The organism is Flammeovirga sp. AWQ4_249, from assembly GCF_056161045.1.
On record NZ_JBSWYJ010000009.1, the window covers coordinates 100,039 to 120,085 of the forward strand.

Genomic DNA, 20,047 nt, shown 5'->3' on the forward strand with positions numbered 1-20,047 from the left:
ATGAAAAATAGAATTGTATGCTTTGGAGAGTTGATGATCCGACTCTCCACAGCACATCACCAAAAAATACAACAGTCACAATCTTTTAATGTGAATTATGGAGGAGCAGAAGCTAACGTAGCCGTTTCTCTAGCTCATTTTAATCAGAATGTGGCCTTTGCTAGCCGATTACCCGAAAATGAATTGGGTGATACAGCAGTGATGCAATTAAGATCTCATGGGATCGATACTTCTACCATTGTTAGAGGTGGAAAAAGATTAGGTATGTATTTACTTGAAGTAGGTACTGCTCAAAGAGGATCAAAAGTAGTCTACGACAGGGATGATTCTGGTTTTGCCACTTTTGAATCAGAAATGATTGATTGGAAAACAGTACTTGAAGGAGCAACTTGGTTTCATTGGTCGGGAATCTCTCCAGCAGTTTCAGAGAAATCTGCATTGATCACATTGGAAGCATTAAAAACGGCAAAGGCGCTAGGTCTTACTGTCTCTTGTGATTTAAACTACAGAAGTAAGCTATGGAAATGGGGCAAAAAACCTATCGAAGTAATGCCTGAGTTGATTCAATATTCTGATATAGTTTTAGGAGGTAAAAGTGATGCAGCTCTAATGCTTGGAGCTGAATTCCAAGATGGAGATAGTTACGATGCTGCTCCAAAAAGAATTAAAAAGAAATACCCTCACTTAAAGTATGTGATCACAAGCTTAAGAGAATCATTCTCTGCTTCTCACAACCAATTATCGGGAGTACTTTTTGATGGAGTTGATACTTTTCGATCTGCCAAATTCAACATGCCAAATATGGTAGACAGAGTGGGTGGAGGAGATGCATTCATGGCAGGACTAATTTATGGTTTTCAACATATGAAATCGGATTTACAACAGATAATAGAATTCGCTGCTGCGGCATCATGTATTAAACATACTATTCCAGGTGATGCAAATATTTGTACTGCAGAAGAAGTGAAATCGATTATATCAGGACAAGATGCAGGTCTTGTAGCCAGGTAATGCAATCCTATCTTCATCAATCAATCAATTTATCATCTATTAATTTCTTATAATGGCAAAATTAACCAGAATAGAAGTAGTAATAAAAATGAAAGAAACGGGTATGATTCCAGTATTTTTTCATTCAGATATAAAAGTATGTAAAGCAGTAGTAACTGCTTGTTATAACGGTGGATCAAGAGCTTTTGAATTTACAAATAGAGGAGATTTTGCACATGAAGTATTTGGAGAATTAGCAAAATATGTCAGAGAAAATCACCCCGATATGGCTATTGGTATTGGCTCATTAGTTGATGGTCCTACCACTGCATTATATATTCAATTAGGTGCTGATTTCGTAGTTTCTCCAATATTAAATCCAGAGATGGCTAAGATATGTAATCGAAGAAAAATCTCATGGTCTCCAGGTTGTGGAACACTATCAGAAATCTCATATGCAGAAGAGTTAGGAGCAGAAGTAGTCAAGATATTCCCAGGTCAACAAGTAGGGGGACCTGAGTTTGTAAAAGCAGTAAAGGGACCATGTCCATGGTCTAGTATTATGCCCACAGGAGGTGTAAAGCCAGAGTTTGATAATTTGAAATCATGGATAGGTGCGGGGGTACATTGTGTTGGTATTGGCTCTCAGTTATTTGAAAAAGATGATAAAGGAAATTTTGATATTGATCAAATTGAAATTAAAGTAACTAACGTATACAAAATGATAAATGAAATTAGACAGTATTTATAATAAGAGTTCCCTTCACGATTCCAACTAGCAGATGTCAGCCTTAATTGTAATACTAATTTATATATCAAATATTGCGTAGAAAGCCTCAAAATAGTGATACTCCCTTAAATTTTTGTGCACACGCATGTCGATACTTTTTTAATGCTTATAAAGGAGGTTACAAAGATGCATCTGATGTCGTTGATTTGATCACCAAGCTCTATGAATTAGATAAAACGTTTACTGCAGATACAAAAATAGACGAAATTCAGTCTCAAAGACAGAAATATGTTGTTCTAGTTATTGATATGCTCTTCGAATGGGCTAAAAAACAATCTATTTTACCTAAGACAGGCATAAGTAAAGCAATTACTTACTTTTTTATCATTAAAAAGGGTTACGAGAATATGTCAATAAGGGTGGATTACTCATTGATAGCAATCCCATAGAAAATAAAATACGTCCACATGCAATTGGTCGTATCCTGTTTGTTTTTTAGCCATTAACGCCGTTTTCGCTTTATTTTTAAAAAAACTACAAAAAAATAATTTTTTATGTAGACAATTCTTATTTATATATCTCTTTATGTTAATAACGCTTATTTGTAATTATTTACCATATGTTATATGGTATTTAACATTTATAAAAATACAGTATGATTAATGAAATGAGATTTATAATGAAAGATTTTAAGACTTGCTATAGATTAAGGGTGATAAAATATTTGATCTATTTTTAGTATATTTTAAGATAACATTGTACTTTAATGTTATCAAATATTTTTTTCATATCATCGAAATGATGATTTTTTCTACTTTCTACTTTTTATATATCTTAATCTGGCACACTGATGGATAATACTTACTCATTGAAAACAACTACAATAACTAAGGTTTTTATTCCTGATACTCATAAGTTTGAAAATTGGTTTGAAAATATATATACGACTTATTTTGATGGAATGTTTGTGTATGCAAAAAGCATAACAAGATCAAGTCAATTAGCCGAAGATGTTGTTTCTGATATTTTTATGAATCTCTACAAAAAAGGGCAAGATGTTAAAACTATCAAGGACATAAAATCCTACTTATTTAGATCGGTTAAAAATGAAGCTGTAAGAGCTGCAAGTAAAAATGCAAAGTTTACTGATGGTGTTGACGAAGATTATTTTTCATGGCAGGTAGAAAAAGTATCACCAGAAGAAATGATGTTCGAAAAAGAGCTGATGGATGTGATTCAAATGGCTGTTCAGAAGCTACCAGAACAAAGTAGAGCCGTTTTTAAAATGGTTAAAGAAGAAGGAATGAGTTACAAAGAAATTGCAAAAGAGCTAAATGTTTCTGAATCAACAGTAAGAACTCAGATCAGTAGAGCAATAAAAGTAGTGAAAAAGGTAATTGAAGATTTCTACAAAGTCAAAGATGTTAACAACACTGGTTTATCTTCAGCAATGGTGATTTCTATGTTGTTAGTAGTAATTAAGAGTGCTGATATTCTATAGATCAAAAACAACGAATATATATAATTTTGAAAAGGCTACCTTGATGTTGAAGATTAAAGTGGCCTTTTTTAGTAATCGGCTAACTGTTGTATGTATAATTGTAGATGATTTATCATAACATATCATACTAGTTACGTCATTAGTTATAAGGTATTGAAACAAAAAAGAAGATGAATTATATCATGTGTAAATAATTCATCTTCTTTTTTGTTTATCCCGCAAAGATATTTAAAATCTATTTTTTGTTAATTGTAATATAAAAATACTAGACGTTGTGATCTCTGAATTATAACACAGGCCTTTCCTTATTGAAAAACTCTAGAAATAACTTTCTCATTCTTTTCAATTCTTCTTGGTATTCTTGATGACTGGCAAAGTTTGTTGTTTCTAAAGGGTCATTAGCATAGTCATATAATTCCTCTACTACTTTCTTACATTTTTTCAATGACTTTTTTGTACGAGGTGAATTACTATACCATACTGTATATCTGATACGCTCTGTTTTCAGAGAGTATCCTTGCACTCCTCCTCTTGACATTTGACTAACTGCATATTCTTTAATCGAATCTTGTGTTCCTAATAATAAAGGCTTTAAGCTGTTACCTGATAATTTATGCCTATGTTTTGGTATATCTGCCAAATCCAATAATGTAGGATATACATCCACAAACTCCGTCATACTATTAACTTGCTTTACAGTAGCTTGAGTAGGATCAACAATGATCATTGGAGACCTTGTGGCTTGTTCAAAATTTGAATGTTTATTCCATAAATTATGGTCTCCTAAATGCCAACCATGATCACCTCATAGGATAATGATCGTATTTTTATCCAAACCACTTTCCTTTAATTGAAAGATAAGTTTACCTACTTGAGCGTCTACATAAGAAGTTGAAGCATAATAACCATGGATTAATTTTCGTTGACTTTCTTCTTCTACCATAGTAAACCCATCTTCTAATTCAAAATCAATACCCGTCATATAATTTCGTAACTCACTAGAACTATGATAAGCCTTATCGTAGCCTCCTTCAATTTTATGTTGATACTCAGCTAACGGAATTTTTTATTCATCATATAAGTCCCAATATTTACTATGAGCGACAAACGGAAGGTGTGGTCGTTTAAACCAAACCGCAAGGAAAAAAGGTTTATTTTGGGCAGCTAATTCTTTGATATCAGCAATGGCCTGTTTTGCAATTGCACCATCAGGTACATCTGCTTTTTCTACGGCAGGATTAAACCTTTTTCTAATCCATCTAATCACTTTCCAGTTTTCCTCAATTCCCTCTGCTTTTGCTTCTGCTTCAAGTGCTTTTATGGTAGCTAAATTATCAGGGTGCTGATAATTATATAGTGCAGGGTAATGATATAAGAAGTCCAAGATACTTTATCTCGAAATTGATCTACATTCCTTGGGTCAAATACCTTACCTACGCCATAGGTAATATACCCATTCTCTTTAAAATACTGTGGGAGAGTGACCACTTTAGGTACTTTATCACGAATTTGTGTTTTAAGATCCCACACTTTTACAATATCGGGTCTTAATCCTGTTAATAAACTAGCTCCTTGAAGGCCCACACACCGCTTGTTGACAGTAGTTTTGCATAAAAACAGTTTCTTGACTGGCTAATTTATCAATGTTAGGAGTCTGTGAAAAAGTATCGCCATAAGCCCCAATAGTAAGTTTTAGGTCATCTATAGCTATAAAAAGAATATTCTTCTTTTGACTATAATCACTAATGGCTACAGTCAAAAGAAGAATTAGACTTACATAAAATGCATTATTTTTCATTATTATGCTTTTTAGATTAAAAAAGCATTATGATTTCCACATTTTTATTTGATCAAGGTTGATGTAGTTACCATCTTCTTGATTTTTTACAGATAATACAATCTTAGAAACTTCTCTATTCTTTAACGAGATTGAACCTTTGTATTCTTTATTTCTTTTCTTCCATGCTGTATCTTTAGAATCAGGAGTATCTAACCAGTACTGATAAGCCCCTTTACCTTTATTGAAATCTAAAGTAATACCGTAAGTCGTCGCTTTTTTACTCTTTATACCATATTGGATATCACCTACATACCAAATAGTGTTATCATCACCACCCACTCTAATCATGTTATTTCCATTGCTGTGGAAGTTTAATCGAGTGATGTTTTCATCATTCTGATCTTTCAGTGTAATAATAAAACTATGTTTTCCAGTAGGAAGGTTAAAGTCAGATAATGTAACCTGAAGATTGAATTTTCCTTCGCCTACAGGAGTGATTTTAACACCTTCGTAGAAGTCTTCATGATCAAGATACAGTTGATCATCAGAACCATCATCTTGGTTTCCTTCAGAAAAACACTTAAGAGTTGTACCATCTTCGCTTGTTGGAGATCCTTTTGTAAAGTTCCATTCTTTGATTACTTCTTGTGACCAAGAGCTTACATGGATAGATAAAAAGATAGACAATGTTAAAAGTAATTGTTTCATTTTTCGATACTTTAATAGTTAAAAAATTATTTGTTGAATTTCTAAATCTTCACTTTCTAGAGTTGAGAGTTTTCTTTTTGTCTACATCACGAATGGGAAATAGTTGTATGACTATCACTTTTAAACTGAAAATTAATGACTTATTTAGATTTAGATCTTCATTACACAAACAGGGTAAATATAGGTTGTGTCGCATTGCTAGCTGATTTATCTAAAATTGTTATCTTTGACTTATGCCATCATCTCCATCGATCTGTTTTAAGAGTCAACGTTTCCCTAAAGAAATCATATTACACGCTGTATATCTAAAACTACGTTTTAGTTTAAGCTATCGAGATATCTAAGAGTTACTATCTATTCGTAATATCTCTGTAGATCATTCTGGTTCGTCATCAAGATGCTGTATCGTTGAATTTATTTATCGAAATATGATTTAAATCTTAAGCAATTTGTTTTAAAGTTTTTAGAATGAGAACTGTCGTTTTAGTAACAATTGGACACTATGATAAGGCATTGATTTTTAGTATCAAACCATTGTACAATGTTAGCGTGAAATTACTTCTTTCTACTTCAAAATTAGAGACTTAGAAGCTTTTCTTTTTCACCTATCAAAGATTAAATTCCCTCAAAATGACACGCTCCATTTTTCTAAAATCTTTTTGCAGTACGATTTGAGATTTAATCCTCTTAAAAGCATTTTCCATTAATAGCTTGTAGCGGTCATTTTGTTGCTTGGATTCTTTCCAGAACTTCATAGATATCTTCTGATAGAAGTCCTTATAGATGGCTTTTTGTTCGCAAAACTGCTTTAAGTCCTGTAGGTTTTTTATGGCCAATAGCTTATTCTTCTTATTGCCTTCTGTTTTTCCTCTCACAACCTTTTCTTTGATTAAACTATTAGGTTCTGTATTCGGTAAGAAAGTGCATCTTGCAAAGTGTAAATGCTTTAAATGAAGCTTCTTTCTTTTCATACCAATTGATGAATTCAGGAATCTTATTTTTATCAATCTTGAAACCTAACTGATTGTCTTTCACGTACTGTTCAGCAAATTCAAAACACTTTTCAAAAGAAGGCTTTAAGCTTAAGCTTTCTTTAATTACTCTGGTTTAATTATTTAAGAAAAGGCAATTTTCACTCTAGTTTATTCATACTCACTCTACATTTTCCATTGCTTTATTGCTCCAAAATTTTCATAATGAATAATTGTTCCTACTTAAACAAGTAAAAGATTAGATTGATCACTATTTATAAGAAGTTTTTTTGTGAAAATATTTTGGAATCACTAATATTTTATCCTACTTAAAATGAGTAAAAACTAAAATATTTTTAAACTCTTTTACACGACTAAATTTTGAGCAAGCTATGTTTATGTGGTAACAAAAACTCAATGAATTGAGATTTTAATGTGGCCACAAAAACCCGTTTCGTAATATACTCACTCGCTTGTTACTACCGTAAAGTTGGGGACATTCGCAATACTGCTCATTTGTAATATTATGTTTCATATAAAACAATAATTTAATGGAAAAAATTAGAGGTAAAAAGAAAAATGGTAGACCTTTAAAAAAGGAATTGAAAAAAACTAAGTATAAAAAGTTTAGAGTAACTGATGATGAAAATGAATACATCAATCAATTCTTAAGAGATTCCAAACTTGGTGTTAGAGATATCTTTATGATTGGTCTTGAAAAACAAAAATCTCGTAGACCATTTTCAGATCAATTATTAATTGCTCAGATTAGAAAAATAGGTCATAACTTAAATCAGGTAGCAAAAGCTTTACATATGGAGGTCCCTCCATCATACCGACGGAAAAGTGACATTTCGTCAAAAATGATCAATTTTGCTCATTTTCAGATAACTTTTACAAACCAAATATAATTCTGAATAAAGTTCAGTCACTGTGTTAATTTAATTGATCTTTATTCTGTATTATTCTTAGATTTTCTTAACCATAATTGATTTAACATTTCATCATTCAATACATAAAATTTATACGTACTATAACTCAAAGGCCTATCTAGGTCAGCATTAATAATTTTTCTTATTGAACTAAGAGATGCACCTGTTTTTAAGAAGGTAATTACTTTTTCTCGATGCTTATCTAATGCTCGCTCTTTTTTATTCTTACTCCCTTTTGGTCTACCTAGTATTTTTCCTTTAGCTTTTGCTGCGGCTAATCCTTGTTTGGTTCTAATAACAATATACTCTCTTTCAGCTTCAGCAAAATAACTATAGATAGCCAATAGTAATTTCGTATGAGTTGAATTAGTAGATAATTCTAGTTGTCTGACAAAAAAAAATCTTGATGCTTTTCTCTGAAAGCGTATTGATGATATTCAATGTTTCCAACATATTTCTTCCTAGTCGACTTAATTCTGCTACTAAAAGGATATCATCTTTTTTAAGAGTTTCTAATAATTGATCCACCTTTCTTTCTTTTAAAGATTTCGTAGAAGATACTTCACCTTCAATAAATACATCAATATTCATTTGGTGTTGATGTGCATATTGAAACAATAAATATTTCTGCTTTTCTAAATCTTGCTTATCACTCGAAACTCTGGTATATCCGACAATTTTCATGGTTTACTATAATAGTGTTGAATTATAGTAAAAATACCTATTAATCATTACTTTAATCAACCAATTTTATAGCTAATAAATAACAAAATAAACGATTAATAAGCTATTCAGAAAAGCACAAAAAGAAGTAGATCAATATTATCTTGAGCATGTTAAAACTACTGATTATTTGATTGATAATTATGAAAAAGCGTTAAGTGCAATAGCTGTTGGTGATGATGAAGCACTCCTTGAATTAAAGAAAAATAATGAAAGTAATTTAGCACTTTGCAGGAAACATATTGCTGCTACACAATCAAATGTCTACTATTATTTATTACCCATTTATAAGCGAAAAAGAAAACTCATTTTTGATTGCATTAGCTTGCTTGATATACGCTCCACTACTGCTGATCAATCTCTGATTAACTGCCTTAAATTTATCAAAGAGCATAGAAATAAGAAACGTGAATGGATTATAGACCAAATGCCCATTGGTCTCCAATGGATAAATGAAGAGGTAAAAACATTAATAACAGGAACTACAAACAGGCAGAAACCTATTGAAAAGTTGCATAGAAATTATTTAGAAATTGCCTTATTTCATGAGTTATCAAAATCTTTAAAATCACTTGATTTGTATGTGAAAGGGAGTTTTGAATACGATGATTATAGAGAGCAATTAATTGATAATAAGGAATATGAAAATAAAATAGACCTCTATAATGAACGGTTAGACTTTCCGAAAGTGAAAGAAGATTTTATAGCAAAGTTAAAGAAAGAGTTAACCCATTCTATTCAAACTACAGATGTTAATTTTGATGATAATAGATACATTACCTTTGAAAATGAGCAACTTGTTATACGAAAAAGTGAAAAAAGAGAACGACATCCTGATTATAAAAAAGTGGATCATCGATTAAAGAAAGAACTAAAACAAATTTCCATTTTAGATATTTTGACCTCCGTTAATAAATCAGTTGTGTTTTCTGAAAATATAGGATTGCACAGTGGAAATGATCCTAAAATAGCTAATTATGATCAGCATCTACTCAGTACCTTATTTTCGTATAAATGTAATTTAGGTCCTGCTCAAGCTGAAAAATCGTTGAAGTTTATCACACAAAATCAGCTTTCATGGTTCAATAGAATGCATGTAACCGAAACAAAACTGTCTTCTGAAAATACAAAAATAATCAATAAGTTTAATCAATTAGAACTACCTTCTTTTTGGGGGCAAAAAGAGAGTGTTTCAGTAGATGGTACCCATTGGAATATCTTTTCTCAAAACTCCTTTTCTGAGTATCATATCCGTTATGGAAAGTATGGGGGTATTGGTTATTATCATGTCTCAGATACTTATATTGCCCTTTTTAGCCATTTCATTCCTTGTGGGGTATATGAAGCTGTTTTTGTTTTAGATGGAATCATCAACAATACTTCCAACATTCAACCCCATAAAATTCATGGAGATACGCATGCACAAAACGAAGCTATTTTTGGTTTATCGTATCTTTTAGGAATACAATTAATGCCGCGTATTCGCTCTCTAAAGGAATTGAATTTTTATAAGCCAGAAAAGGATTTTGAAATAGAAAACCTCGACACTTTATTCACCAAAACGATTAATTGGTCATTAATTCAAAGGCATTATGATGATATGTTTAAGGTGGCCATAAGTATTATGGAAGGGAAAATTACGGCATCGCATATCATGAAAAAATTAACAAGAAAAAGCAGAAGAAATAAGCTTTATCTTGCTTTTAAAGAGTTAGGAAAGGTAATAAGAACTCAGTTTTTGATGGAGTATTTAGATAGCTTAGAATTAAGAAAACAGATTCATCAAGGCACTGTTAAAAGTGAAGAGTTTAATCATTTTACTAAGTGGGTTAGTTTTGGAAGCAACAATACTATTCGTGAAAATAGACGATATGAACAGTTGAAAATCATACAGTATAATCACCTGGTAACGAATGCTATTATTCTTTATAATACCTATCAAATGTCGAAGATTTTGGATATAATGATAAAGGATGGTAGCCTTGAATCTCATGATGTGTTTAAGGAACTATCTCCTTACAGGACAGAGCATATTAATCGTTTTGGAGAATATCACTTAAATATGAATTTCCCAGGATTAAATATATAATAAAAAAAACAATATTTTCAGCATTATATTTCTTAAAAATGAAAAATCACATAATATTGTTCCGAAGTTAGATGGGCATATTTTTATCAAAAAACATATCAAATTTACAATATATTAAAATAAGTTAAACACAAGTCATAAAGAATTTATATTCAATTGTTTACAATTTGAAATGTCACTTCTTCGTAAGAATGATGGAGGGACCTCTTTTAAAAGCTTCAATATACCCCATGTATCTATTAAAGGTGGTTGAAATGCCTTCTTCACCTTTTAAATGTGCTATGTTTCTATGTCCTTTTTTTATTAGATAGTCTACAGCCTTAAAAGCACCTGAAAAATCATCTGTGATTACTGCTGAAGTATCAATATCTTCACAAATTCTATCCAACAATATAATTGGTATTCCTTTATCCCTTATCTCATTTAAGTAGGAATAGTCTTCCATATCTTGTGATAAAGCAATAAGAATACCGTCTACTTGAGCGTCAGCCATTGCATAACATGCTTCTTTTTCTCTTTGATAATTACGTCCTGTGGTATTTATCATCATCTGATAACCAACCGCTAAAGTAGCCTCTTCAACACCATGTAACATCATTGAAAAAAAGTTATGATTAAATTCTGGTATAATTACTCCTACAGTCTTTGATTTTTTCTTTTGTAAATTTCTTGCTAGAAGGTTTGGTCTATAATTATATTCTTTTGCAAGATCCTGAACTTTTTTCCTAGTTTTTTCAGATATCCTCTCACCACCATGTAATGCTCTTGATACAGTTGTAGTGGACACCTTCAACATTTTAGGTGATATTTGGCTTGTCCGTATTCATGTCTTATTTCAGTTAATCATATTTGAATACAAAGTAAGCAAAACCTTCAAAAAGACTTTGCGCAAACGTTAAACTTTTAAGAAAAACTTGAACTTCCTACATTTGTATCAACAAGAAATGAAATGATAAAGGCAATATTTGAATATGCCTTAAAAAGCAATTATTACCCTTCAAAATAAGATGAAAAGAATAGATGCACACCATCATCTGTGGAAGTATTCTCCTGTAGAACACTCATGGATTGATGACTCAATGTCGGTTTTAAAACAAGATTTTCTTCCTCAAGATTTATGGGCAGAAATGCAGAAATCTGGGTACGAAGGTTGTGTAGCTGTACAAGCTAGTCAGACAGAAAAAGAAACTCAGTTTTTATTGTCAGAAGCAAGTACAAACCCTTTTATATTGGGCGTTGTTGGATGGGTAAATCTTCGTCATAGTAATGTAAGAGAGCGCTTAAGTTACTTCTCTCAGTTTTCAGATTTTAAAGGAGTAAGACATGTACTTCAAGATGAAGAAGACGATGAGTTTATGTTGAGAGAAGAGTTTTTGAATGGCATTGCAGCCTTGGAGGAATTCAATTTAACCTATGATATTTTGATCTTCCCTAAACATCTTCCTTTTGCAATGGAATTGGTAGAGAAGTTCCCGAATCAGCCATTTGTGATTGATCATATTGCGAAACCAGAAATCAAAAACGGAAACTTTGACCAATGGGAGCAAGACATCAAAAAAATCGCGGCTTTCGAGAATGTTTCTTGTAAACTTTCAGGGATGGTAACGGAAGCAGATTGGGAAAACTGGACGGAAGCACAAATCCACCAATACATTAAAATAGTAGTCGATGCATTTGGTGTAGACAGAGTAATGATCGGTTCTGATTGGCCTGTTTGTAAACTAGCAGGTGAATATCAGACAGTGATGAATATTGTTGAAAACTACTTCACAAACCAAGAAGAGAAGGAGAAAGTGCTTGGAGGTAATGCGATGAAATTCTATGGTTTAATATCAAAAACAACCGAAGTAATCTAATTTTAAATAGAAAATACAATGATAGAGACAATAGCAAAACCAACTTTTTTAGCCAATGTACATAAGGATCATGCTTCTTTTTCTCATGGTACAAGAATGGTATTAGGAACCTCAGGACTAGGAGGGGTATGGGGACCAGTAGATGAAAATGAATCGGTAGAAACAATCCTTTATGCTTTAGAAAATAATATTTTATCCTTAGATACAGCCCCATCTTACAATAGAGCGGAAGAGTTTGTAGGTAAAGCGTTGAAGCAATGGAAAGGAGAGAAACCATATATCAGTACTAAAATTGGACGTCTATTCGCAGAAAAAGCAGACGAATTCCACTTAGATTATTCTAGAGATGCCATGATGAAAAGCATGGAGACTAGTTTAGAAAGAATTGGTGTTGATGCGGTAGATATTCTATTCTTACATGAACCACACATGGTGCCTTACGATCAGAAAGATGATATTCTAGAGACATTAGCCTTGATCAAAGAAAAAGGTTATGCAAAAAAAATTGGTGTAGGAGGTAATCCAGTTCCAGAATTTTATCCTTTTTTAGAATCTGGACTTTTTGAAGTAGTTTCTGGGTTTATGAAAATGGATGCTTGCAATATGTCTGCTTTCGAGAAGGACATTCCTTATTTCTTAGAAAACGACATTCGTTATTACGCTGCTTCTGCTATTCATATGGGATTACTTGGAAGTCGTTTTGAAAGACTTTGTGAAGAAAGGCCCAACAATGAATGGATCTCTAACAGGGATGTAGATGTAGCTATAAAAGTAAAAACAATTGCTGATGAGAATAATCTTGATTTAGCAAATATGTCACTTCGTTATTTGATGTCTGTAAAAGAGGCTGATCGTATCGTGATTGGTTCAAGAAAAATCCCTCAAATAAAATCTACTGTTGATGCTTGGAATCAAGGGGGATTATCAGAAGAAATCTTTAATAAAATAACAAACTGTATCTATTAATCTAATAAGGAAATGAAAACGATTATTCTAAATAAACCAGGTAAATTTGAAGTAAGCGAAACAGAGAAACCTCAAGAAACACTAAATGCAGGAGAAGCTTTGGTAAGAGTTCATAGAGTAGGTATCTGTGGTACAGACTTACATGCATATACAGGCAAGCAACCTTTCTTTACTTACCCAAGAATCTTAGGACATGAGTTGGGTGTAGAAGTGGTAGAAATTGCCGATGATGTTCAAAATGTAGTGGTAGGCGACAAATGTTCAGTAGAGCCTTATTTCAACAAAACAGAAGACCATGCAGTAGAAAGAGGTTTTACTAACTGTGGTGAAAATATCTCTGTATTTGGTGTTCATGAAGACGGCGGAATGAGAGAATATTTCAAAATTCCAGCAAAATATCTTCATGCTTCTAAGTCATTGAGCTATGATCAGTTGGCTTTAGTAGAGACACTAAGTATTGGTTGTCATGCTGTAAATAGAGCAAGAGTTACTGCAGAAGATACTGTTGTCGTTATTGGTGCGGGTCCAATTGGTATGGGGGCTTGTCAGTTTGCGATGGCAGCAGGAGCTAAAACAGTAATGATGGATATTAATCAAAGTAGATTAGACTTTTGTCATAAGCATATAAAAGTGGATGGAACGGTAGAGGTACATCAAGAAGTAGCTGAAACAGAAAAAAGAATAAGAGCTCAGTTTGACGGCAACCTTCCAACAGTAGTCATTGATGCAACTGGCAATAAACATTCTATGGCGAATACATTACAGTTTACAGCTGCAGCAGGTAGAATTGTATTTGTTGGTTTATTCCCTGGTGATTTCTCATTCCATGACCCTTATTTTCATAAGAAAGAATTAACGATTATGGCGAGTAGAAATTCATTACCAGCTGATTTTGATCAAATTATTGAAATGATTGAAAAGAATCAAATTGACACAAATCCATGGATTACACATAAGGTCTTATTTACTGATATCGCGAATCATTTTGATAGTTGGTTGAAACCTGAAACAGGTGTAATCAAAGCCATGTTGACATTATCTTAAAATAGAAAAATAACAACTCTAAAATGAACAATCTAACAGTTGACAATAATATACAACATCAAAAAGAGGAGGATGTCAATCCATCTTTCCTTAAAGTTAAAAAAGAGAAAGTAGTAGAGAGAAAATACCTTCTGCCATTTATCTTGATTACTACTTTATTTGCACTTTGGGGATTCGCCAATGATATCACAAACCCAATGGTTTCTGCTTTTAAAACGGTAATGAATATTTCCAATTTTGAAGCTTCTCTAGTACAGTTTGCTTTCTATGGAGGTTATTTTACAATGGCAATTCCAGCAGCAATTCTTATCAAAAAATATTCTTATAAATCTGTAATTTTATTAGGGTTAGCCCTGTTTGCAGTAGGAACATTATTATTTATTCCTGCTGCTCAATATCAGATTTTTGGGTTCTTTTTAGCCTCTTATTATATATTGACATTCGGTTTGGCTTTTTTAGAAACTACTGCCAATCCATTAATTTTATCTCTGGGAGCAAAATCAACATCTACACGAAGGTTAAATTTAGCACAGTCATTTAATCCAATTGGATCACTAATGGGTATGTTTGTAGCTCAACAATTTATCCTTTCAAATTTAAAATCTGCGGAAAAAAATTCAGCAGGTAAATTGATTTATAATTCTTTACCAGAAACAACTCAGGCATTAATTAGAGCCAATGATTTAATGGTAATACGTGATCCTTATGTAATGCTTGGATTGGTGATATTAGCTTTAACAGTAGTAATCGGTTTAACGAAAATTCCTATCACAATAGAAAAGGACAAAGACTTTAAATTGAAAGATACTTTGAATAGGTTGATAGAAAATGTTAAATATAGAGAAGGGGTTTTTACTCAGGTTTTTTATGTAGGGGCACAAATCATGTGCTGGACATTTATTATTCAGTATGCTGAAAATATTGGTTATTCCAAAGCGGAAGGACAAACCTTCAATATTATAGCAATGGTGCTCTTTTTAGCAGGTAGATTTTCTTCTACAATTTTAATGAAATACATAAAAGCTTCTCTACTTCTTTCTCTCTTCGCTTTTGGTGGAATTCTAATGATGTTGATTACAGTATTTGTTGGTGGAGATATTGGTTTATATGCACTGATTGGAACTTCACTTTTTATGTCTTTAATGTTTCCTACAATTTATGGTATTACACTGGAAGGTTTGGATAAAGATGCAGAATTTGGTGCAGCAGGTTTGGTAATGGCTATTGTTGGTGGAGCATTAATGCCTCCTTTACAGGGTGCAATAATTGACCTAAAAGAAGTCATGAATACGAAAACTTTATTTGGACTACCATTTGAAAATATATCATTCTTACTACCATTGATATGTTTCTGTGTCATAACAATATACGGCTATAGAAGATTCTTAAATACAAAAAATTCAAATAATGAAATTTAAAAGATATTGTAAGGCATTGTCATTAGAAGATAATCCAACCCTTATTGAAGAATATAAAAAAGTTCATGCAAAAGGATACGCTTGGAAAGAGATTACGCAAGGTATGAAAGAGGTGGGTATTCTTGATATGGAAATTTACTTACATGGACAGCAGCTTTTTATGATCATGGATACCGTATTGGAATTTGATCATGAAACAAAAATGACTGAACTTGGTACCAAACCAAGACAGTCTGAATGGGAGCAATTTGTTTCTCGTTTTCAAGTGGCAGACGCTAATGCTTCTGCGGACAGTAAATGGGAATTAATGGAACGTATTTATGAAATAGATCAGAAAGAGGAATACACAGCCTTGGAAGGTCAAGTTAAAGATACATCAAAATTGCGACCTCAATCTAAGGAACTAATCATCGAATAATTATGGCTAATTTTTCAAGAATTGATGTGGTTTCTAAAATGAAATCCACTGTGATTGTTCCTGTTTATTATCACAACGATATTGAAATAACTTTATCGGTAATAGACACTGCTTACAAAGCTGGAATCAGAGTATTTGAATTTACGAATAGAGGCGAACAAGCCGACCAGATTTTTATTGAGTTGGTGAAAGTTACTCGAACAAAGTATCCGGAGTTGGCGATTGGTATTGGATCAATTGTCGATGAAATTACAGCTGGTATTTTTATTCAGAATGGTGCTGATTTTATTGTTTCACCATTATTCAACCCAGCAATAGGTAAGGTTTGTAATCGAAGAAAAATTGCTTGGTTCCCTGGTTGTACAACAGTATCTGAAATTTCTGATGCACACGAATGTGGTGCTGAAGTGGTGAAAATTTTCCCTGCAAATGCTTTTGATGCAAAGAGCTTTATCAAAGGAGTTAAAGCACCGATGCCATGGACAGATGTGATGCCAACAGGAGGTGTATCTCCTACTGTCGATAACATCAAAGGATGGTTAGATGTTGGTGTAAGTTGTGTTGGAATTGGCGATAAATTACTTGTCAAAAACGAAGACGCGACTTATGATTTAGAGGCTACTTATGTTCGTCTCAAATCATTAATGGAATTTGTTACTGAATACAGAGGTGAAGCAGTTCCAATGTCAGTATAAAAGACATCATAGCTCATTTAATCTTCATGACAAGACAGTAAATCTGTTTTTAAAAAAGAAATAAAGATGATGAATAAAGTACTAATGGTGCACCCTACAGACAATGTGATGGTGGCACTAAAAGATTTAGAAATCGCTGAAAATATAGAATTTGAAGGTCAAAAAATCACAACTACAAGTCCTGTGAAAAGCAAGTTTAAGTTTGCTCTAAAAGACTTTGCAGTAGGTGATGAAGTGATCATGTACGGTGTGTTAGTAGGTAAAGTCACTCAACCCATCAAAAAAGGAGAAGCATTGACGGTAGACAATGTAAAACATGCTGCGAGTGATGTAGTAGTAAGAGACCGAAGAACTTCATGGACCAAGCCGGATGTATCTGCATTTGAAAACAGAACATTTATGGGTTATCACAGAAATGATGGACAGATTGGTACTCAAAATACATGGTTGGTAGTGCCGTTAGTTTTCTGTGAGAACAGAAATGTATTGGCCGCAAAAGAAATTCTTGAAGATAAATTAGGCTACTCAAAAGGAAGAGATTATGATCTTGACATTGATAGCTTATTAAAAAAAATAGAAAACGGTTCTGATGGTAATTCGATCTTAAATGACGATATAGTTATTCCTTTATCAGAACAAAAGAAAAACCGCGTATTCAAAAATGTGGACGGAATCAAATTCCTTCTTCATGATGGAGGTTGTGGAGGTATTCGTCAAGATTCTGATACACTTTGTCAGTTATTAGCCGGCTATCTAAACAATCCAAATGTTGCCGGTGCTACATTCTTAAGTTTGGGATGTCAGAATGCACAGGTAGACATTTTGCAAGAGGCCATCAAAAAGGTGAATCCAAAATTTGACAAGCCTGTTTACTATGTGGAACAACAAAAGAGTGGAGCTGAATCTGACTTTATCTCAAACATTGTAAAATATACAATGGCAGGTTTGGTAGAAGCCAACAAAATAGAACGTCAACCCGCTCCAATTTCTGCCTTAAGATTAGGTTTAGAATGTGGTGGTTCTGATGGTTTCTCAGGCATCTCAGCAAACCCTGTTATTGGTTATGTTTCGGATATGTTGGTCGCTTTGGGTGCATCACCTATCCTTGCAGAATTCCCAGAATTAAACGGTGTAGAGCAAAGTCTAACAGATCGTTGTGTAGAGGAAAAAGATGCCAAACGATTTGTAGAATTAATGGCGATCTACAAACAAAGAGCCGAAGCTGTAGGGTCAGGTTTTGATGCCAATCCATCTCCAGGTAACATCAAAGATGGTTTAATTACGGATGCCATGAAGTCAGCAGGTGCCGCGAAAAAAGGGGGTTCTTCTCCAATTGTGGAAGTATTAGATTACACAGAACAAGTAACAAAACCGGGCCTTAACTTACTTTGTACACCAGGTAATGATGTAGAGTCTACAACGGCTTTAGCAGGTTCAGGAGCGACATTAATTACTTTCAGTACAGGGTTAGGTACACCAACAGGTAACCCTATCACACCAGTGGTAAAAGTATCTTCAAATTCAATTTTAGCGAATAGAATGAATGATATTATTGATTTTGATACTGGAGCGGTTATTACTGGTGAAGAATCGATTGCAGAGAGAGCTGCCAATATGTTAGATTACTTATTGGATGTAGCAAGTGGTAAAAAAGAAACCAACTCTATGCGTATGCGTCACGATGACTTTATCCCTTGGAAGAGAGGTATTTCTCTTTAATAAAACCTTCTAACAATACAACAATGAAATTAAATAGAACGACGGCAAGTGTAAATCCTCGCCCAATAAAAGTCCTTCAATTTGGAGAAGGCAACTTCTTAAGAGCATTTATTGATTGGATGATCCATGAAATGAATGAAAAATCAGATTTTGATGCCGGTGTGGCAGTTGTGCAACCTATCCCACAAGGTTTAGGTGAAATGCTTAATGCTCAAGATGGTTTATATCATTTGTTATTGAATGGTATTGAGAAAGGAGAATTGATCAACAAGCAAATGTTGGTGGATTGTATACAAGAAGTTGTGAATCCTTATGAAGATTACAATGCTTATTTAAAACTTGCTGAAGTAGATACTTTACAGTTTGTATTTTCGAATACTACAGAAGCAGGTATTACTTATAAAGAAGGCGATTGTTTGGATGCTGTTCAAGATAGTTTCCCTGCGAAATTAACAGCCTTTCTTCACCACCGTTTTATGCATTTTGATGGTGCAAAAGGCAAGGGTCTTGTGATTCTTCCTTGTGAGTTGATCGATAAGAACGGTGTGAAATTGAAGGAAATCATTTTTCAATATGCGAAAGATTGGGACCTCGCAGAAACGTTTACAGATTGGGTAAATGAGGCTTGTACTTTCTACAATACATTGGTTGATAGAATTGTTCCAGGTTATCCGAAAGATAGAATCGAAGCGATCCAAAAAGACTTAGGTTTTGAAGATCAGTTGGTGGTAGAAGGTGAGCAGTTTCACTTATTTGTTTTGGAAGGCGATCAGAAAATAAAAGAGGTTTTACCTTTTGAGGAAGCAGGGTTAAACATCGTAGTAACTGATAATCAGGCTCCGTACAGAGAGCGTAAAGTAAGAATCTTAAATGGAGCACATACGCTAATGGTTCCAGTTGGTCTTTTGTCTGGTATTGATACAGTAAGAGAAAATTTGGAGAACGAATATGTTTGTCAGTTCATTGACACAGCCCTAACAGAAGAAATTATTCCTTCATTACCTCCTGCAGAGGGATTAGTAGAATTTAAAGAAGATGTGTTGGATAGATTTAGAAATCCATTCATCAAGCACTACCTAAAAAGTATCTCTTTAAACTCATTTCCTAAGTTTAAAACAAGAGTGCTACCTTCAATTCTTGCATTGCAAAATGAGAAAAAAGTACCAAAACATTTAACAATGTCCTTTGCTGCATTAATTAGTTTATATTCTCCTAACAATGAGCAATTCAAACCTCAAGATAATGCGGATATCGTTTTATTACTACAAACAGTTTGGGAAGAGTACTTCACGAATGTGATAAACCTTGAGGAACTTGTGAAAAAAGTATTGGGATATACAACTTTATGGGGAGATGATTTGAATGAGATTCCTCAACTACATGAGGGGATTACTCATTATTTAAGAGTGATTGATAACGAAGGTGTTCAAACGATATTAACAGAAGAATTATTTGCCTAAATAATTTTTGGTGTGTGTTCAAAATTAAGGGAGTCGGAAGATTCCCT

The 20,047-nt window shown here is 33.2% G+C and carries 21 protein-coding genes and 1 pseudogene; 14 read left to right on the plus strand and 8 right to left on the minus strand.

Annotation, left to right across the window (positions count from 1 at the left end; translation table 11 throughout):
- The 4 genes from ACXAHM_RS09430 (at position 1) to ACXAHM_RS09445 (ending at position 3,221) form a co-directional block, all read left to right on the plus strand.
- On the plus strand, positions 1–1,011 hold the full coding sequence (locus ACXAHM_RS09430; RefSeq protein WP_474960183.1) for a PfkB family carbohydrate kinase: 1,011 nt from the start codon (positions 1–3) through the stop codon (positions 1,009–1,011).
- Between the two features lie 52 nt (positions 1,012–1,063).
- Complete coding sequence (locus ACXAHM_RS09435; protein ID WP_474960184.1) at positions 1,064–1,741, plus strand: bifunctional 4-hydroxy-2-oxoglutarate aldolase/2-dehydro-3-deoxy-phosphogluconate aldolase; 678 nt, start codon at positions 1,064–1,066, stop codon at positions 1,739–1,741.
- Positions 1,742–1,812: 71 nt separating this feature from the next.
- On the plus strand, positions 1,813–2,169 hold the full coding sequence (locus tag ACXAHM_RS09440; protein ID WP_474960185.1) for an IS66 family transposase: 357 nt from the start codon (positions 1,813–1,815) through the stop codon (positions 2,167–2,169).
- 401 nt (positions 2,170–2,570) lie between these two features.
- A complete protein-coding gene (locus tag ACXAHM_RS09445; protein ID WP_474960186.1) occupies positions 2,571–3,221 on the plus strand; it encodes an RNA polymerase sigma factor in 651 nt (216 codons plus the stop codon).
- Positions 3,222–3,507: 286 nt separating this feature from the next.
- Here the strand turns inward: ACXAHM_RS09445 and ACXAHM_RS09450 are convergent.
- From ACXAHM_RS09450 to ACXAHM_RS09470, 5 genes and pseudogenes are all read right to left on the minus strand, one after another.
- Positions 3,508–4,203, minus strand: a pseudogene (locus ACXAHM_RS09450) (sulfatase-like hydrolase/transferase).
- Positions 4,204–4,287: 84 nt separating this feature from the next.
- On the minus strand, positions 4,288–4,605 hold the full coding sequence (locus ACXAHM_RS09455; RefSeq protein ID WP_474960187.1) for a hypothetical protein: 318 nt from the start codon (positions 4,603–4,605) through the stop codon (positions 4,288–4,290).
- Between the two features lie 180 nt (positions 4,606–4,785).
- On the minus strand, positions 4,786–5,019 hold the full coding sequence (locus ACXAHM_RS09460; protein ID WP_474960188.1) for a sulfatase-like hydrolase/transferase: 234 nt from the start codon (positions 5,017–5,019) through the stop codon (positions 4,786–4,788).
- Positions 5,020–5,046: 27 nt separating this feature from the next.
- The gene (locus ACXAHM_RS09465) at positions 5,047–5,709 is read right to left on the minus strand and encodes a hypothetical protein (protein ID WP_474960189.1); all 663 of its coding nucleotides are present in this window, start codon (positions 5,707–5,709) and stop codon (positions 5,047–5,049) included.
- A gap of 608 nt (positions 5,710–6,317) precedes the next feature.
- Positions 6,318–6,680 carry a hypothetical protein gene (locus tag ACXAHM_RS09470; RefSeq protein ID WP_474960190.1) on the minus strand — a complete coding sequence of 121 codons (363 nt, stop codon included), beginning with the start codon at positions 6,678–6,680 and terminating at the stop codon, positions 6,318–6,320.
- Positions 6,681–7,231: 551 nt separating this feature from the next.
- Between ACXAHM_RS09470 and ACXAHM_RS09475 the strand changes: the two genes are divergently transcribed.
- Entirely contained in the window at positions 7,232–7,591 is a 360-nt protein-coding gene (locus tag ACXAHM_RS09475; RefSeq protein WP_474960191.1) for a plasmid mobilization protein, read from the plus strand.
- A gap of 41 nt (positions 7,592–7,632) precedes the next feature.
- Here the strand turns inward: ACXAHM_RS09475 and ACXAHM_RS09480 are convergent, their stop codons facing one another.
- Positions 7,633–7,956 carry a hypothetical protein gene (locus ACXAHM_RS09480; protein WP_474960192.1) on the minus strand — a complete coding sequence of 108 codons (324 nt, stop codon included), beginning with the start codon at positions 7,954–7,956 and terminating at the stop codon, positions 7,633–7,635.
- A 22-nt stretch (positions 7,957–7,978) separates the two neighbouring features.
- Positions 7,979–8,296: a recombinase family protein gene (locus tag ACXAHM_RS09485; RefSeq protein WP_474960193.1), complete on the minus strand. Its 318-nt coding sequence runs from the start codon at positions 8,294–8,296 to the stop codon at positions 7,979–7,981.
- 169 nt (positions 8,297–8,465) lie between these two features.
- Between ACXAHM_RS09485 and ACXAHM_RS09490 the strand changes: the two genes are divergently transcribed.
- A complete protein-coding gene (locus ACXAHM_RS09490; RefSeq protein ID WP_474960194.1) occupies positions 8,466–10,424 on the plus strand; it encodes a transposase in 1,959 nt (652 codons plus the stop codon).
- A 175-nt stretch (positions 10,425–10,599) separates the two neighbouring features.
- Here the strand turns inward: ACXAHM_RS09490 and ACXAHM_RS09495 are convergent, their stop codons facing one another.
- Positions 10,600–11,220 (minus strand): LacI family DNA-binding transcriptional regulator, encoded by a 621-nt coding sequence (locus ACXAHM_RS09495; protein ID WP_474960195.1) that lies wholly within the window; start codon positions 11,218–11,220, stop codon positions 10,600–10,602.
- A 211-nt stretch (positions 11,221–11,431) separates the two neighbouring features.
- Between ACXAHM_RS09495 and ACXAHM_RS09500 the strand changes: the two genes are divergently transcribed.
- From ACXAHM_RS09500 to ACXAHM_RS09535, 8 genes are all read left to right on the plus strand, one after another.
- Positions 11,432–12,280, plus strand: a complete 849-nt coding sequence (locus ACXAHM_RS09500; protein ID WP_474960196.1) for an amidohydrolase family protein — start codon at positions 11,432–11,434, stop codon at positions 12,278–12,280.
- Positions 12,281–12,298: 18 nt separating this feature from the next.
- Positions 12,299–13,246, plus strand: coding sequence for an aldo/keto reductase (locus ACXAHM_RS09505; RefSeq protein WP_474960197.1), 948 nt, complete (start codon positions 12,299–12,301; stop codon positions 13,244–13,246).
- Between the two features lie 12 nt (positions 13,247–13,258).
- Positions 13,259–14,290: a zinc-binding alcohol dehydrogenase family protein gene (locus ACXAHM_RS09510; protein ID WP_474960198.1), complete on the plus strand. Its 1,032-nt coding sequence runs from the start codon at positions 13,259–13,261 to the stop codon at positions 14,288–14,290.
- A gap of 23 nt (positions 14,291–14,313) precedes the next feature.
- A complete protein-coding gene (gene fucP, locus ACXAHM_RS09515) occupies positions 14,314–15,708 on the plus strand; it encodes an L-fucose:H+ symporter permease (protein WP_474960199.1) in 1,395 nt (464 codons plus the stop codon).
- The gene (locus ACXAHM_RS09520) at positions 15,698–16,126 is read left to right on the plus strand and encodes an L-rhamnose mutarotase (RefSeq protein ID WP_474960200.1); all 429 of its coding nucleotides are present in this window, start codon (positions 15,698–15,700) and stop codon (positions 16,124–16,126) included. Before fucP ends, ACXAHM_RS09520 begins: the two co-directional genes overlap by 11 nt.
- A 2-nt stretch (positions 16,127–16,128) precedes the next feature.
- Positions 16,129–16,821 (plus strand): bifunctional 4-hydroxy-2-oxoglutarate aldolase/2-dehydro-3-deoxy-phosphogluconate aldolase, encoded by a 693-nt coding sequence (locus ACXAHM_RS09525; protein WP_474960201.1) that lies wholly within the window; start codon positions 16,129–16,131, stop codon positions 16,819–16,821.
- A gap of 66 nt (positions 16,822–16,887) precedes the next feature.
- Complete coding sequence (locus ACXAHM_RS09530; RefSeq protein WP_474960202.1) at positions 16,888–18,540, plus strand: UxaA family hydrolase; 1,653 nt, start codon at positions 16,888–16,890, stop codon at positions 18,538–18,540.
- Positions 18,541–18,563: 23 nt separating this feature from the next.
- On the plus strand, positions 18,564–20,000 hold the full coding sequence (locus tag ACXAHM_RS09535; protein ID WP_474960203.1) for a tagaturonate reductase: 1,437 nt from the start codon (positions 18,564–18,566) through the stop codon (positions 19,998–20,000).
- The last annotated feature ends 47 nt before the right edge of the window (positions 20,001–20,047 follow it).